Source organism: Lacinutrix sp. Bg11-31, assembly GCF_002831665.1.
Classification (GTDB): domain Bacteria; phylum Bacteroidota; class Bacteroidia; order Flavobacteriales; family Flavobacteriaceae; genus Lacinutrix.
The window spans coordinates 1,937,649-1,954,171 of record NZ_CP025118.1; the positions used below are offsets into that span (position 1 = coordinate 1,937,649).

Below are 16,523 nucleotides of genomic sequence, written 5' to 3' on the forward strand. Positions count from 1 at the left end.
TATTCAAACACCTATAAACTTTATTGTTATAATATCGTGTTTTCTAATCTTTAATCAAACCACAACGTATTACGATTATATAACAAACAATAAAAAAATATCGTGTTTTCTAATCTTTAATCAAACCACAACTTAAAGAACTCGTTTATATGTCTTCCAGTTAATATCGTGTTTTCTAATCTTTAATCAAACCACAACTTACGAAGGTACAGAACCAGAGGAAGATGTAATATCGTGTTTTCTAATCTTTAATCAAACCACAACTCCTCGTTTATTATATACATTACTTCTTACAATATCGTGTTTTCTAATCTTTAATCAAACCACAACCTTTCTTTATCTATATCTTTGCCAAACATTAATATCGTGTTTTCTAATCTTTAATCAAACCACAACTATTGTGTTAGAACAAAATAGGGTGATAATAATATCGTGTTTTCTAATCTTTAATCAAACCACAACTACCATTACTAAAATGTATTATGTTTTTCCAATATCGTGTTTTCTAATCTTTAATCAAACCACAACCACTCCTGGACTATATACCAGCAGAACTGAAATATCGTGTTTTCTAATCTTTAATCAAACCACAACAGTTGGTGACGGATATAGAATGTGTAGAAGAATATCGTGTTTTCTAATCTTTAATCAAACCACAACGAAAAATCGTTGCAAAAAATTAAAAAGGTCAATTTTTCGTTGTGGTTTGACTGTTTAAGATAATCAGATTTATGTCAATGAACGTTTGTGAATAAATTATGTATATTTCTTTTTATCTATACTACTCTTAATTTCAGTCAAAAACTCCTCTTTAGTTTGTTTTGAGACAAAACTGACTTTCTCTCCGTTTTCTATTTTTAATCGTATGAAATTATAATATCCTTTTTAATTTCGCGCTTGTTTCATGAGATAGTTAATAGCTTCACTTTTACTATTAAACTCATCTTCTGCTACTTGTTTTTTTAAAAACTATTCATCATTTTTTTTTTAGATAAGGAAACACTTTGTCTAGTTCTAATTTACAAATTCTAATTTTCCTGAAGCGGAAATTCTAAAATCATAACCTTCCACTAAGCAATCAAAACTATTAACACCAACTTTTATCCATGGAAATTTTTTATGTTCACCAATATTTTTACCACCTTTCATTCCAGATTTTAATCCCATAAATGACGTTAATGACTTCTTTTCTCTAGCTTCACTATGATGCAAGAGCTTAATACACGAAGCTTCTACATCCATTTGTGTAATTTGAAATAAACGTTCTAACAATTGAGATCCTTCCATATCAAACAACTCATTAGGTGTTTTATCATAAACAAGAACCATTTTACCTTTTGTTAAAATATATTTTAACGGATTATTGTTTTCATCCTTTTCTGGTGCTATTGGGTAAATTTCATTATCTGTATTACTCTTTTTAAAATAGCTTCCAGCATCTAAATTATTGATTAACAAATTCGATCTTTTTACTTTTCCTTTTACATCAACACCTTCATAGATTGCCATACAATAGTTACTATCATTTTTAGCAAAATAATGTTGCTTATGCTCATGTCTAGAAATATCCCGATGCTTTTTAATTTCTAATGGCGCTTTTACATCTGTTGTAAAATATCTAATTTTTTTAATTGGTACTGGTTTTCCATTTTTGTTTGGTAATACATAAAGTTCATTCTTAATTTTATTAGATAATATTTCTATTTGAGCTTTTATAATTTGCTCTTCGGCATCATTTACTTTATTAATTTGTTTTTTAAAAGTTTCAATTTCTTTCTTTAATATATTTTCTTGACTACGACCATTTATAACAATTGCTTTAATTGTATCGTCTACAATGTTTTTTAAATCTGTATCCGAAAAACTTTCTAACGGTTTTCTTAAAACATATTTTATTACATCTTCAACTTCTCCTTTTTTATTGGTTTCTTCTCTTTTTATAGCGCCATAAAAACTTTCTTTATGTAATGCTCCTCTAACAGTATCACCTTGTTTGTATTTAATTTCGCCTTTTTCGTTTCTTTGTATAATACCTTGTTTACGTATTGCTTTTTTACTTTGTATTGGTAAAACATTTGGTGTGTGATGACTAATTAATGTATTAACATCAAAGCTCTTAACATCATTATTAAAGCCTTTCCATGGGATTCTATGTTTAAAAGAAGGTTTTGGCTTTCCGTAAAATTTATAATCTTCGTAATTATGATAATATTCTGCTAAAGCATCATTTATATCTTTGGAGCAACACGCAACTACTACAGCGTCTTTAGCATGATGCGCATGGTTAACTCTTTCCTTTTTATCTAATCCCCAAATATCTCTTAAATTTGATGTTGTTTTTCCTTTTACAGGATACACCTTTATGAATAACGATTTTAAAAATAAATTACCATATTTACTAATAATTCCAATATCCACAGATTGACTGTTTTTAAATCCTTTTGGAATTTCAGTTATTGTAAACGTTCTGTATTTATGCTTTAAATAATTATATTCGAAACGTAATTTGGCTCTTTTCTGGATGTAACTATCTCTACCTTCTTTTGTGCTTGCAACTCTTACTTTTTTAGTAATATCTCTAATTTGAGTTTCTAAGTTTTTATATTTAGCATACCAATGTTTTATTAGTGGTAATATTTCTTCATGATTACTACATTCTGTAGGTATTTTATCTTTTTTAATGTCTCTATTATAAATAGAGCAACACAAGGTTTTATTGGTTTGAGAATTATCTAAACTCTTACTTCTTGGAACAGTATGCTCAATATCAAATTTTGGGTTTGCGCCAATAAAATCACAAATCCCAATACTTTTCCCTGTATAAAGACATACTCTATTTTGCTCTAACCACAATTGGTATTTTAAAATCTCATCTTGAGATGGTTCAATATCTAAACCACAATCTTCTTTATAAAGTTTTCGTATAGCACCAACATACTCTTTTCTATTATTCTGCAAATCATTTTGCCATTGCCTAATAGCAACTCTTTCGTTAGCACTTTTAAGTTCTCTTGCCATTTCAATACGTACAATAGTATTCTCGTCTATAGCATCATCTTTTATTAATTGATTAATGACTTTACGCAGTTGATGCAAGGCTCGCATTGCCATTGGGTTTTTAATGGATGATATTAGCGGACTCCCTAAATACAGTTTTTCGTCTTTGTCGCTGCGTTTTGCTTTGTTATAAACCTCTATTGCAGACGGATGATAGAGTTTTTTAAGTTTATCTTCTTCAATATTAAAGTTATCTCTTAAAAAATCTTTTACACGCTCATCTAATGTTTCTCTTTTCAAAAATTCTCCTCGCCCAGAATTTAGTTTCATTTGAGAAGAAAAAACACTAAAACTATCTTTTAAAAGTTTTTTTTGTTTTTCTTCAGAGAATGAATCCCAACGTTTTAATCCAAAATAGTCTTGAATATTTCTAACTATGTCTTTTTTATAGGCTTCAATTACAAAAGTATTGTTATCGCTCCAGGTTTCTTTATTGTCTTTTACCTTTTTAATTAACCCATTAACAATGTCAACTCTATTTTTATAAGTATTAAAATTGTCTATTATAGAAAACACTTCTTTATTAATAACATGTCTATCTGTTTCATTATTCCAAGCCTCTTTAGGCAAAACAGTTTTCATGTTTGCAAGAAAAACGGCATGCGAATACAACAATCCTTTTTCTAAATAAGGCAAAATATTACGAATAGCCTTTAAACTTAAAGAACCATAGTCTTGTTTTAATTTTATTTTTGAAAATTTTATAGCAGTTACCTCATCGCAACCTAAATAATCTATTACAAATTGTTTTAGTTTTTCGGTTTTATCAAATCTAAAAAGGATGTGCCAAATAGCATCAATTATTTGATCTTCTGTTTTATTAGAATTGTCTTTATTCTTTTTTTTGAAATTCTGAATTAAATAGGTTTTCCAATCCTCACCAAAAACAGATCTTAAATTTGCAATTGTTGGACAACCACTAACATTTGTATAGCTTCCGAAGTTGAATAAAATATCAAAATCTTTTGTATTCTTGTCTTTATAATAGCCTGATTTTAAATTTTTAGGAGTTAATTTTTTAGATATTTCTTCAAAATCAAAATTAGGCTTCGATTTTCTATAAAAAAGTGGTGCTATAATTAACTTTTCTTCGGTATTTAAAAACCTTAACTTGTCTTCATCTATTGGCTTTGTTTTAATTGAATTAATAAAACCATACATTCTAAACAATTCAAAATCTGGATGAGAAATTGGCACACAAGCCTTGTCGTTCTCTAAAGGACATTTGGCAACCAATCCTTTTTGCGATTTTAATGGTCTTTGAAAAAATATAGCATTTTCAATTTCTTTTTTTAGTATTGTTGAAAGATTTTGTTGGTCGCAAATAACATGAAACTCGTGTAAGTAATGTTCTTCACGATGGGTGTAATTGTTTCTTATTCTAAGTCCTTCTTTATGTAAGCCATAAAAATATTCTCCCAAAGTATTGCAATTGGCTTCTTCTATTTTTGCAGACAAATCACTAATAGCACTTTTAACTTTGCCTAAAAATTCTTTGCGATTTAATCGTTCTAATAACTTTTCTTTAATTGCAACAAATTCTGCATTTACGTTTTCTTTTAAAATGGTTTTAAAAGCTCTACCTAAAGTAAATAATGCCTTACTGTATGCATCTGATTTATCATAAACTTCTAAAAATTCATTATATATTTTAAGCAATTCTTCAGAAGTATTACATTGCTGAATAATATCTTCAATTTCGCTATTTTTTTCTTCAATAATCGAATTGTCCGAAGTATCTAATCTATTACTTAAAAAACCACGTCTTTGTGCCATGTGATACAAAGCTCTGCCTAATTCATGCTTTTCAACAGTCGTATTTAAATCTAATTTTTGGGTTGAGACTTTATAACGAAATGCATAAGGGTTTTTATTTTGTTTTTTCCGTTCTGTTTCATTGTCTTGATTATCTGTGCTTAGCCATAATCTAAAGCCATCATTTTCTGGATAGATTTTTTTATAACGCCAAAGATTTAATTCTTCGTCTGAAAGTGTTGGACATAAGTTATTGTCTGATAAAACTTTTAATAGCCTTAGCTTTCTAAGTTTTCTTCTATATTTTAGTTTTCTACCACTTCTATAATCAGTTCGTTGTGCTGCTTTTGAGCTCTCGCTACTTGTTTTTGCTTCAATATTAACACCTTCCGAAAATATTCGAACACCTTTGTCTATTAAAGAATATTCTTTTTCGCTTTTCTCTTTTTCTACAATTGCCCAACCAATACTATTGGTTCCTAAATCTAATCCTAATATCTTATTCATTAACTAGCTATATTTAAACAATAAAACTACAATAAAACAAAATGAGTAGTTTACGGTTTTCCTCATTGTTTTTATAAAAAAAATATAGTACATTTACTTCAGATTAAAATTTCTAATCTTTAATCTTATCACAATAAGGCTATATGCCGTAGATGAAAATCTTTAGTCCTGCTTCGGTAGGACTTTTTTTTTGTTATTCATTTAAAATACTAACCTACAAAAACTAAAGCCTCATGAGAAATTGGAAAATTACACGAATTGGCTATAAAACATAAACTGTTTGCTTTTTCATGCAAACTAAGCGCTAGTGTTTTTTGTGTAGTATCCTTTATTGTAACTATTGGTTTTAATCGTACTCTTTTAAAACTTCCGCTACCTGTAGTTTTTACTTCTAAATCGCCTTCTGCAGTATCTGTATAACTTAAAACCTCTATATTATTTTGAGCACAAACATATAAATAAGACATCATGTGGCAAGATGCTAAAGCAGATAACAATAAATCTTCTGGATTATACAACGTATCGTCTCCTCTAAATGGTTTTGCAGCCGACATTTGTAGTAGTGCTGCCTTATTAGCAATTGTAACGCTATGATTTCTACTGAAATTTCTTGGATTTCGAGTGCTTCCGCCTTCGTTTATTGTCCAGTTTACTTTTGCTTTAAAGGTGTGATTTTGAATCATATTATTTTAGTTTTTTGATGTAAAAAAAGCGTTCCATTTTGAAACGCTTTTTTTTAAATTTATTGAGATTCTTCGCTACGCTTTGAAAGACAAACGATTCTTTTTAAGATTCTTCACTTTGTTCTGAATTACAAACGACGCTCTTAAAGGTTAATCCTTTTTATGAGATCCCAAAATAAATTTAGGATAAGATATTCACTCATTTTTCGTAAAAACGAAAAATGGATTCTCTGAGATACTTCGACTACGCTCAGCATAAGCGATTCACTCACGTTTTACAAAAGTAAAACGTGGTTCTCTGCTTACATATTACGTCTATACTGTCCTCCTACTTCAAATAACGAAGCTGTAATCTCTCCAAGAGAACATACTTTACAAACTTCCATTAAAGCTTCAAAAATATTTTCATTCTTGATGGCTTTCTGCTGAAGTTCTTTTAGTAATACATCAGTATCATTTGCTTTATGTAAATGCTCTAGTGTTTTAATTTGAAATTGCTTTTCTTCTTCGGTTGCACGAATCACTTCTTTTGGAATAACCGTTGGTGATCCTTTAGAACTCAAAAATGTATTTACTCCAATTATAGGAAACTCTCCATTATGCTTTAATGTTTCGTAATACAAGCTTTCTTCTTGAATTTTAGAACGTTGGTACATGGTTTCCATGGCTCCTAAAACGCCTCCTCTTTCTGTAATTCTGTCAAATTCTGTTAAAACAGCATCTTCTACTAAATCGGTTAATTCTTCAATAATAAAAGAACCTTGAATAGGATTTTCGTTTTTAGCCAATCCTAACTCTTTATTAATAATTAATTGTATTGCCATTGCACGACGTACAGATTCTTCTGTAGGTGTTGTAATAGCCTCATCGTACGCGTTAGTGTGTAACGAGTTGCAATTATCGTAAATAGCATATAATGCTTGTAGCGTTGTACGAATATCGTTAAAATCAATCTCCTGAGCATGTAAACTTCTACCAGACGTTTGAATATGGTATTTAAGCATTTGTGCTCTAGAATTTGCACCATATTTATGCTTTAAAGCTTTAGACCATATTTTTCTAGCCACACGACCAATTACAGAATATTCTGGATCGATACCATTCGAGAAAAAGAACGATAAGTTTGGCCCAAACTTATTAATATCCATTCCACGACTTAAGTAATACTCTACATAAGTAAATCCGTTTGATAATGTTAATGCTAATTGCGTGATTGGATTTGCTCCTGCTTCTGCAATATGATATCCAGAAATTGAAACCGAATAGAAGTTACGCACATTATTTTCTATAAAATATTCTTGTACGTCACCCATTAAACGCAATGCAAATTCTGTAGAGAATATACAGGTGTTTTGCGCTTGATCTTCTTTTAAAATATCTGCCTGAACCGTTCCTCTAACTTGAGCAATAGTGTTCTTTTTAATTTCGGCATAAACGTCTGCTGGTAAAACCAAATCTCCAGTAACACCTAACAACATTAAACCTAAACCATTATTGCTTTCTGGTAAATCGCCATTATAACTTGGTCTCTCTTTGCCTTTATATAGTTTAGCAATTTTAGCTTCTACTTCTTTTTCTAGTCCGTTTTCCTTAATATAAAACTCACATTGTTGATCTATAGCAGCATTCATAAAGAAACCTAATAACATTGGAGCTGGACCATTAATAGTCATACTTACCGATGTCATTACATGTGCTAAATCGAAACCAGAATACAGTTTTTTAGCATCGTCTAAACAACAAATTGAAACTCCTGCATTACCAATTTTACCGTAAATATCTGGACGTAAATCTGGATCGTTACCATAAAGTGTTACACTATCGAAAGCTGTAGATAAACGTTTCGCTGGTAAACCTGCACTTACATAGTGAAAACGTCTATTTGTACGTTCTGGACCTCCTTCTCCTGCAAACATTCTTGCTGGATCTTCTCCTGTACGTTTAAAAGGATATAATCCTGAAGTGTACGGAAATTCTCCTGGCACATTTTCTTGTAAACACCATTTTAAAATATCTCCCCAAGCTTGATACTTTGGTAAAGCTACCTTTGGAATATCACTTTGCGATAATGACTTTGTATGTGTTTCTATTTTTATTTCCTTATCTCTTACTTTAAAAGTATAGATAGGATTTTTATATTTATTTACTTTCTCGTCCCAACCTATTATAACCTCCCAATTGTGTGGGTTTAAGTTTAGTTTTACACGATCGAACTCTCCAAGAAGTAATCTCACAAAGTCTTTATTTTCTTCGGTAACTAGATTCTGAATCTCATCACTATTTACGCCATGTTTATCTAAAAGAGATTGCTTCGTTTCACTCGCAATGACGTTTAGTACAGATTCTAATGTTTTATAAATACCAAAAAGTCTTTGTGCAACTTCAACTTGAGTAGAAGCCGTTTTATCGTACGCACGATTACTTTCTGCAATTTCAGATAAGTAACGTGTTCTACTTGGTGGAATCACAAAAATCTTCTCGCTCATTTCTTCCGAAATTTCAAAAGTCGATTTTAAATTAGATTCAGTTTTCTCAACTAACTTATCCATTATCGCTTTGTAAAGCGTGTTCATTCCTGGATCGTTAAACTGAGATGCAATTGTGCCATAAACAGGTAAATCATCTTGATGCACATCCCAAAGATGATTATTACGCATGTATTGTTTTTTCACATCACGCAACGCATCTAAAGAACCACGTTTATCGAATTTATTAATGGCTACCAAATCTGCAAAATCAAGCATATCTATTTTCTCCAACTGTGTAGCTGCACCAAATTCTGGTGTCATAACGTATAAAGCAACATCACTGTGCTCCATAATTTCTGTATCAGATTGCCCAATACCAGAAGTTTCAAGAATTATTAAATCATATTCCGCAGCTTTTAAAACCTGTACAGCTTCATTTACATATTTAGATAATGCTAAATTACTTTGGCGTGTAGCCAAACTACGCATATAAACTCGTGGTGAGTTTATGGCATTCATACGTATTCTATCTCCTAAAAGTGCACCTCCAGTTTTACGTTTTGAAGGATCTACAGAAACTAAACCAACTGTTTTTTCTGGAAAGTCTATAAGAAAACGTCGTACTAACTCGTCTACTAAAGACGATTTTCCTGAACCTCCAGTTCCTGTGATTCCTAAAACTGGTGTTTTAGAATTTTTATTTTTTAAATGAATTTCCTCTAAAGCATTTTTTGCAACTTCAGGAAAATTTTCAGCCGAAGAAATAACTCTCGCTATTGCTTTTGCATTTTTTGTAGGTAGTAATGCTACTTCACCATTTAATTTATCTCCAATGGCAAAGTCTGATTGTTGTACCAAATCGTTAATCATGCCTTGTAATCCCATTTCACGACCATCGTCTGGTGAGTAAATTCGTGAAATACCATAATCCATTAAATCTTTAATTTCCGAAGGTAAAATTACACCTCCTCCTCCACCGAAGATTTTAATATGTTCTGCTCCTCTTTCTTTTAAAAGGTCGTACATGTATTTAAAATACTCGTTGTGTCCTCCTTGATAAGAGGTTAAGCATATAGCATTTGCATCTTCTTGAATGGCTGTATTTACAACCTCGTCTACACTTCTATCGTGTCCAAGGTGGATAACCTCAACTCCTGTAGATTGGATAATGCGTCGCATAATATTTATGGATGCATCATGCCCATCAAACAAGGCTGCTGCTGTTACTATTCTAACTTTATATTTTGGTTTGTATGGTGTTGCTTGTATCATTCGGAAAAAATAATCTGATTTAGGCTTGCAATTTACGGAATATTCAAAAAATTCGCTCTAAAATCTACAATTATCTAAAAGTTTTAATGAACAAAATTACACTACTCTTTTTACACTACTTTAGTATGGTCAATAGTCATCGTATTTCCTTAAGAATGGAAATGAAAGAACAAGTTTTCTATGAAAAAAATAACATTACAAATACACTGTAAAGATCAATCTGGAATTATTGCAACAGTCACTAATTTTATAGCTAACAACAATGGAAACATTGTTTACATAGACCAACATGTAGATAGAGAACAAGACATTTTCTTTATGCGTTTAGAGAGTGAATTTACTTCCTTTTCTATGGAAAGTTTTACTCTTAATTTTAAAACTGAATTAGCTGAACGGTTTAATATGAAATGGCGTATTTATGATGCTGAAGACAAACCAAAAATGGCTTTATTTGTGTCTAAATACGATCACTGTTTGTACGATTTACTAGGTCGTTATAATTCGGGTGAATTGGATTTAGAAATCCCTTTTATTGTTAGCAATCATAATACTTTAAAGCCTATTGCAGATAGTTTTAAGATTCCGTTTTATCATATTCCTGTTACAAAAGATACTAAAGCTGAAGCCGAAGTACAACAATTAAAGTTATGCGATTCTCATGGTGTCGATTTTATTGTTTTAGCACGTTACATGCAAATTGTATCTAGTAAAATTATTAGCAAGTTCCCTAATAAGGTTATAAATATTCACCATTCGTTTTTACCAGCTTTTGTAGGTGCAAAACCCTATCATTCTGCTTATAAACGTGGTGTAAAAATTATTGGAGCGACAAGCCATTATGTAACCAAGGAATTAGATGCAGGACCAATTATAGAACAAGATGTAGAGCGTGTATCTCACACTTACACTATTGAAGATTTAATTGCAAAAGGACGTGACTTAGAGCGCGTTGTATTGGCTAATGCTATTAAATTACACATAAAACGTAAGGTGATGGTGTTTAATAATAAAACGGTTATTTTCTCGTAACAGTGGTTTTGCGAAAGCGGTTGCGGTGGCATCCTTTTTTTTGCTGCCATATATGGCAAAAAAAAGATATAACGGAAAACGCGGTATTTTTTAAAACTGTGTAGCTTGCGAAACAGTTTTAACAAAATATTTGCTCTAATAATTATTACCTTTACCGCTAAAATAACAAAAGATGAAAAAATTTATTGCCCTTTTATTAGTATTAAATTTATCTGCTTGTGCAGAATTACAGCAGGTTGTAAACCAATTACCTCAAGGTAATGGAAGTATCTCTCAATTAGATATTGGTAACGGATTGCGCGAAGCACTTGATTTAGGTATTGACAAACAGGTTAGTAAACTAACGTCTAAAGATGGATTTTACAATAACGAATTAGTAAAAATTTTACTACCTGAAGAGTTACAAAAAGTAGACAAAGCTTTAAGAGATATTGGATTAGGAAGTTTAGCAGACGATGGTATAAAGGTATTAAATCGTGCGGCAGAAGACGCTGTAAGCGAAGCAACGCCTATATTTATTGATGCTGTTAAAGACATAACGTTTAATGATGCTAAAAACATTTTATTAGGTAACAAAGATGCTGCTACACAATACTTAAACGAGAAAACACAAACTGCGCTTTATGCTAAATTTAATCCTGTGATTAAAAATAGTTTTGCTAAAGTTGGTGCAGACCAGATTTGGTCTAACTTAATTAATAAATATAATGCAATACCATTTACTAATAATGTAAATCCAGATTTAACAGATTATGTTACTACTGAAGCTTTAAAAGGTGTTTACAAAATGATTGCTGTAGAGGAATTAGAAATTAGAGAGAAAGTAGGCTCTAGAACAACTAGTTTGTTACAAAAAGTTTTTGCTTTGCAGGACTAAATTTTCTTTAAACAATACACATTAATAATGTTAAACTAAAGTTTAGATAACATATAAAAAGAGTAATTTCTATACTTTTGTAGTTCAAGTATTATTCTTCAATTTTACTTGAGTTAGTTAGTTTAGTATAATGAAAGCCAATCTATAAATTATGATTGGCTTTTTTTATGGCTAAAAAAATGTTTTACTGACATATATTGCTATATATCAATACTTAATGTGTTTTTATTTGACTAACACCAAATTAGCCATGAACAGAAGTAACCTATTACTATCTCATGAACAAAAACTACAAAACCGTTATAAGTAATTAGCAAAAGAAGGATATAATCTTAGACAAATAGATCATGCACTTGGTGATGATTATAAATTTATAAGTCATGAAATTGTTGCACAAATTAAATAAAATTAAGTTTTTATCTCTCGATAATTCGTATTCTACAGTATAAAAATTATCATTTTTACTTTTGGACGTCTAAGTAGGAAAATTACTCGTATTTATATAAAAAGAGCTATGAGTACACATTTTTGTAAAGTTGGAAGAATAACACCTAATTTAAATAAGACCTTAAATTTAAGTGCAATAAAAGAAAAGACTGTACAGTCTTTTGAAGTTGTACATAATAAAAAAACATCCTAAAAATTTTCACGTAGCGTCTTAAAATAGTTAAATGCTTTTATAAGCCTTGAGCCATACCACGAAAACATTTCTCCGTCTACAAAAATGATTTTTGCATGTTGAGATGCACTGCCAACTTCTAAAGCGTGCTCGTTTTTAAATGGATAAGGTTCGCTGGATAATAACACGATTTCAGGATCGCCTTCTAATCGCAAATTTTTTAATTCTATTTCTGGATAGCGTTCTAAATTTTTATAAATATTCTCGAATTTATTTAATTCTAATAAGTGATTTATAAATGTTCCGCTTCCTGCTGCCATCCATGGATTTCGCCATATAAAATAAGCTGCTTTTAAAGTTGGCTTGCTTTTAATAAATGTTTTAAAATCTTTTAAATTAACATTTATTTTATCTGATATTTTTTGAGCATTTATTTGCTTATTGAAAATTTCTCCATATTGGTTAATGACTTCAATACAATTTTCTATTGTTACAATATCTGACACATGAGTTGTGCAAATGGCTTCGCAAGCTTCTACTATATCTTTAGTATTTTCTTCTTTATTGCAAAGAATAATATCTGGCTTAAGTGCCTTTATTTTCTCTATACTAATTTGCTTTGTACCTCCTACTATTTGTTTTATGCTTTTAAAATGAAATGGATGTACACAAAATTTAGTGATGCCAACTATGGAATGTTCTAGACCTAAATCGTAAAGTAATTCGGTTTGCGATGGTACGAGTGAGATTATTCGCTTTGGAATAGTATCTATATTTAATTGTCTACCTATTTGATCTTTCATTTTCATTTAAGATATATCTTCTTTTTATGAGATTATTCGCTGCTCTATGAATAGCAGGAACGCTTAAAATGATGAGATTTATTTGTCATACTTCCTCGTAATGACAGTAATATTTGCAATACTATTTGAGTTACTAGATTAATTTAACTACTTATTTAGAGATTGCTTCGTTCCTCGCAATGACATTAGTTATTTAAAATAGCTTCCATTTGCTGCTGTAAGTCTTTTGCATTAATAGCTGCTGCTTGTGCAAAATCTTCATTGTTTGAAGCATAAATAATTCCTCTTGAAGAATTAATTAACAAACCAACATTATCGCTCATTCCATATTTACATACATCTTGAAGGTTTCCGCCTTGTGCTCCAACACCTGGAACTAATAAAAAACTGTCTGGAATTATTTTTCTAATATCTGCAAAGTACTCAGCCTTCGTTGCTCCAACAACGTACATTAAATTCTCTGAGTTCTCCCAGTTTTTAGATGTTTCTAAAACTTGTTTATACAACTCTTTACCTTCTACTGTTTTTGTTTGAAAATCGAATGCTCCAGCATTAGATGTTAATGCTAACATTATAGTGTGCTTATCTTTAAATGCTAGAAAAGGTTCTACAGAATCTTTTCCCATATAAGGTGCAACGGTAACACTATCGAACGCTAAGTCTTCGAGAAATGCTTTTGCATACATAGTACTTGTATTGCCAATATCTCCTCTTTTAGCATCTGCAATAGTGAAAATTTCAGGATGGTTTTTATTTAAGTATTTTATTGTTTTCTCTAATGCTTGCCATCCTTTAATACCATAAGCTTCGTAAAAGGCTGTATTAGGCTTATAGGCTACACATAAATGATGAGTTGCTTCTATAATCGCTTTATTGAATTCGAAAATTGGATCTTCGGTTTCTAATAAATGCTGTGGAATTTTATTTAAATCGACATCTAACCCTATACATAAGAAAGAGTTCTTTTTTTTAATTTCTGCTGTTAGTTGCTGTGTTGTCATGCTTTAAAATTGTGAGTTCCACATTACACTACAACAAACGTTGCACTTGTGGGTGGTGTAACAAATAGTTTAACTTTTTTTTATAATAAAAAAGCCTCTATAAAGAGGCTTAATATTTACAATAAATCGCTATTAGCCTTTAATTTTTCGGTATTATCGGCTAGCATTAATTCGTCTAATATTTTTTGAATGTCTCCATTTACAATGTTTTGTAAATCGTAAAGTGTTAACCCAATTCTATGGTCTGTTACACGTCCTTGAGAATAGTTATAGGTTCTAATTTTAGCACTTCTATCTCCAGAAGTTACCATTGTGCCTCTTAAGGCAGCATCTTCTTCGTTTTTCTTAGCTAACTCTAAATCGTATAAACGTGAACGTAAAACTTTAAAAGCTTTCTCTTTATTTTTATGCTGCGATTTTTGATCTTGACATTGTGCTACTAATCCAGTTGGAATATGCGTTAAACGTACTGCTGAATAGGTTGTGTTTACCGATTGTCCTCCAGGTCCAGAAGAACAAAAGAAATCGACTCTTACATCTTTTGCTTCAACAACTACATCAAACTCTTCGGCTTCTGGAAACACCATTACTGTAGCAGCACTTGTATGTACACGACCTTGTGTTTCTGTTTGTGGCACACGCTGCACACGGTGTACACCTGCTTCAAATTTTAAAGTTCCATAAACATCGTCTCCAGAAACTTCAAATTGAATTTCTTTAAAACCTCCATTTGTACCTTCACTATAATCTACAGTATCTACTTTCCACCCTCTAGCTTCACAGTATCTGCTGTACATTCTAAATAAATCTCCTGCAAAAATACTTGCTTCGTCTCCACCTGCTCCTGCACGTAATTCTACAACTGCATTCTTAGCATCTTGTGGATCTTTAGGAATTAAAAGTACTTTTATTTCTTCCTCTAATTTTGGGATTTCAGCTTTTGCTTCATCGTATTGCATTTTAGCCATGTCTACCATTTCAGCATCACTACCATCTGCAATTATTTCTTCAGCTTCAGCTAAATTATTTGTCTGTTCTATATATAACTCACGCTTGTCCATTAACAAACGTAAACTTTTGTATTCTCTAGTTAACTCAACATAAAGTTTTTGATCTGAGATAATATCTGGTTGAATGATTAAATCACTAACCTCATCAAAACGTTGTTTTACTATTTGTAATTTATCTAACATAAATATTTTGCGTTATCGAGCAAAAATACGATAAAAAATCAATAATAATAAACGCTTTTCTCTACTGAATTTTGTGCTCTTTTTTTGTTCTCTAACATAACGTAGTTTACAAAAGTTAAAAATGCTGAAACAGTAAAAAACCGTTCTAAATAAAACATGTATTTAAACTCTAAGAAATACCCACAAAACATTGAAATATCTGCAAACGCAATACAAAACGTTGCTAATAAAAATAGTGTTGAACGTAAGTGGAATCTATTAAAATTATAATTTGCAGAAAACACACACATTACAATCATTATAATACTTGGAATTATAAAAAAAGCTCTATTAACAAAACCAAACTTGTGAATATCGACTGAAGAAATTAACAAATAAACTAAGTATCCATTTAACAATGCTATTGTAGAAAAAATTAAAATCATAGAATAGCTTCGCGCTTTTACATTAATCTTTTTTACTATTAAACTACATAATAATAAAAATATAGTAGCACGAACTACTATGGCTATTTTTATTATTATTTGAATTTCCGCAAAAATTGTAAGCATATCGAAAACTACAAACAAAAGCATAATAATTGCCGCTATTTTATGTTTATAACAACCTATATAAAAGGAAACAAGTGTGAATATTAATGATGTAATCATTGTATGAACGACATAAGCGCCGAATGGCATCTCTGAAACAGTATAAAGACCAGTTAAAAATAAAGTAACTGCTATAGAGTATAATAGCTTTTGATAGTACAAAGTAAATAGGTTATGATTTGGGTCTACGAAGATACTAATTATTATTTTTTCTAAAAAAAGCAATATTTTATACTTATAAAGGTTAATTATCGTTTAAAATATTTCGCAACAACTTTCGTTATAAATGAGCTATGTTAAACCAATTTAGAGCCATACTATTTTATTACAAACCAATTGCCATATGGTCTTTTGTGGTTACTATTTTAATAACTATCTATAATCCTGGGATAGTTTGTGCATTATTAACCAAATTGTTTTTAATGCTCTTATTTTTGCTAATGATTAACGATAGAAGCATGCGAAGAAAATTAAAATTCTATAAAATGGTTGGAGTTTCTAATTTTAAATTAGTTGCAACTCTTTACGCAATTGACTCTTTAATAACTTGTAGTTTTTTATTATTAATAAAAGGTTTTATATAAAAGTAAGGAAAACTGATTTCTTAAAACAACTTATTTACATCATCGTTCTTTTTCTTCTATAATGCATAAATAAAAGGATATATAT

Annotated in this window: 9 protein-coding genes and 1 CRISPR repeat array (1 of these 10 only partly in view); of the genes, 2 read left to right on the plus strand and 7 right to left on the minus strand. The window is 30.5% G+C overall.

Annotated elements, in window-relative coordinates; genetic code table 11:
- Positions 1–660: a CRISPR direct-repeat array (repeat unit 36 nt; unit sequence AATATCGTGTTTTCTAATCTTTAATCAAACCACAAC); it begins 3,196 nt to the left of the window's first position.
- Positions 661–1,014: 354 nt separating this feature from the next.
- The 3 genes from cas9 to CW733_RS08765 form a co-directional block, all read right to left on the minus strand.
- Positions 1,015–5,319: a type II CRISPR RNA-guided endonuclease Cas9 gene (gene cas9, locus CW733_RS08755; protein ID WP_100996834.1), complete on the minus strand. Its 4,305-nt coding sequence runs from the start codon at positions 5,317–5,319 to the stop codon at positions 1,015–1,017.
- 209 nt (positions 5,320–5,528) lie between these two features.
- Positions 5,529–6,002 (minus strand): OsmC family protein, encoded by a 474-nt coding sequence (locus tag CW733_RS08760; protein WP_100996835.1) that lies wholly within the window; start codon positions 6,000–6,002, stop codon positions 5,529–5,531.
- Positions 6,003–6,304: 302 nt separating this feature from the next.
- Positions 6,305–9,742: a methylmalonyl-CoA mutase family protein gene (locus CW733_RS08765; protein WP_100996836.1), complete on the minus strand. Its 3,438-nt coding sequence runs from the start codon at positions 9,740–9,742 to the stop codon at positions 6,305–6,307.
- Between the two features lie 180 nt (positions 9,743–9,922).
- Here CW733_RS08765 and purU point away from each other — a divergent pair, with 180 nt between their 5' ends.
- Together purU and CW733_RS08775 are read left to right on the plus strand one after the other, a co-directional pair.
- Positions 9,923–10,771: a formyltetrahydrofolate deformylase gene (gene purU / locus CW733_RS08770; RefSeq protein ID WP_100996837.1), complete on the plus strand. Its 849-nt coding sequence runs from the start codon at positions 9,923–9,925 to the stop codon at positions 10,769–10,771.
- A 172-nt stretch (positions 10,772–10,943) separates the two neighbouring features.
- Positions 10,944–11,648, plus strand: coding sequence for a DUF4197 domain-containing protein (locus tag CW733_RS08775; protein ID WP_100996838.1), 705 nt, complete (start codon positions 10,944–10,946; stop codon positions 11,646–11,648).
- 636 nt (positions 11,649–12,284) lie between these two features.
- Here the strand turns inward: CW733_RS08775 and CW733_RS08780 are convergent.
- The 4 genes from CW733_RS08780 to CW733_RS08795 form a co-directional block, all read right to left on the minus strand.
- Complete coding sequence (locus tag CW733_RS08780; RefSeq protein ID WP_100996839.1) at positions 12,285–13,076, minus strand: ABC transporter substrate-binding protein; 792 nt, start codon at positions 13,074–13,076, stop codon at positions 12,285–12,287.
- A gap of 179 nt (positions 13,077–13,255) precedes the next feature.
- Positions 13,256–14,071: an orotidine-5'-phosphate decarboxylase gene (gene pyrF / locus CW733_RS08785; protein WP_100996840.1), complete on the minus strand. Its 816-nt coding sequence runs from the start codon at positions 14,069–14,071 to the stop codon at positions 13,256–13,258.
- A 116-nt stretch (positions 14,072–14,187) separates the two neighbouring features.
- A complete protein-coding gene (gene prfA, locus CW733_RS08790; RefSeq protein ID WP_100996841.1) occupies positions 14,188–15,264 on the minus strand; it encodes a peptide chain release factor 1 in 1,077 nt (358 codons plus the stop codon).
- Between the two features lie 38 nt (positions 15,265–15,302).
- Positions 15,303–16,016 (minus strand): hypothetical protein, encoded by a 714-nt coding sequence (locus CW733_RS08795; protein ID WP_100996842.1) that lies wholly within the window; start codon positions 16,014–16,016, stop codon positions 15,303–15,305.
- Positions 16,017–16,523 lie beyond the last annotated feature (507 nt).

What these genes read in the sequence shown, in the direction of transcription:
- cas9 (WP_100996834.1), bottom strand. Translation starts at nt 5,319, where the DNA reads ATGAATAAGATATTAGGATTAGATTTAGGAACCAATAGTATTGGTTGG.
- CW733_RS08760 (WP_100996835.1), bottom strand. Translation starts at nt 6,002, where the DNA reads ATGATTCAAAATCACACCTTTAAAGCAAAAGTAAACTGGACAATAAAC.
- prfA (WP_100996841.1), bottom strand. Translation starts at nt 15,264, where the DNA reads ATGTTAGATAAATTACAAATAGTAAAACAACGTTTTGATGAGGTTAGT.
- pyrF (WP_100996840.1), bottom strand. Translation starts at nt 14,071, where the DNA reads ATGACAACACAGCAACTAACAGCAGAAATTAAAAAAAAGAACTCTTTC.
- CW733_RS08780 (WP_100996839.1), bottom strand. Translation starts at nt 13,076, where the DNA reads ATGAAAATGAAAGATCAAATAGGTAGACAATTAAATATAGATACTATT.
- purU (WP_100996837.1), top strand. Translation starts at nt 9,923, where the DNA reads ATGAAAAAAATAACATTACAAATACACTGTAAAGATCAATCTGGAATT.
- CW733_RS08775 (WP_100996838.1), top strand. Translation starts at nt 10,944, where the DNA reads ATGAAAAAATTTATTGCCCTTTTATTAGTATTAAATTTATCTGCTTGT.
- CW733_RS08765 (WP_100996836.1), bottom strand. Translation starts at nt 9,742, where the DNA reads ATGATACAAGCAACACCATACAAACCAAAATATAAAGTTAGAATAGTA.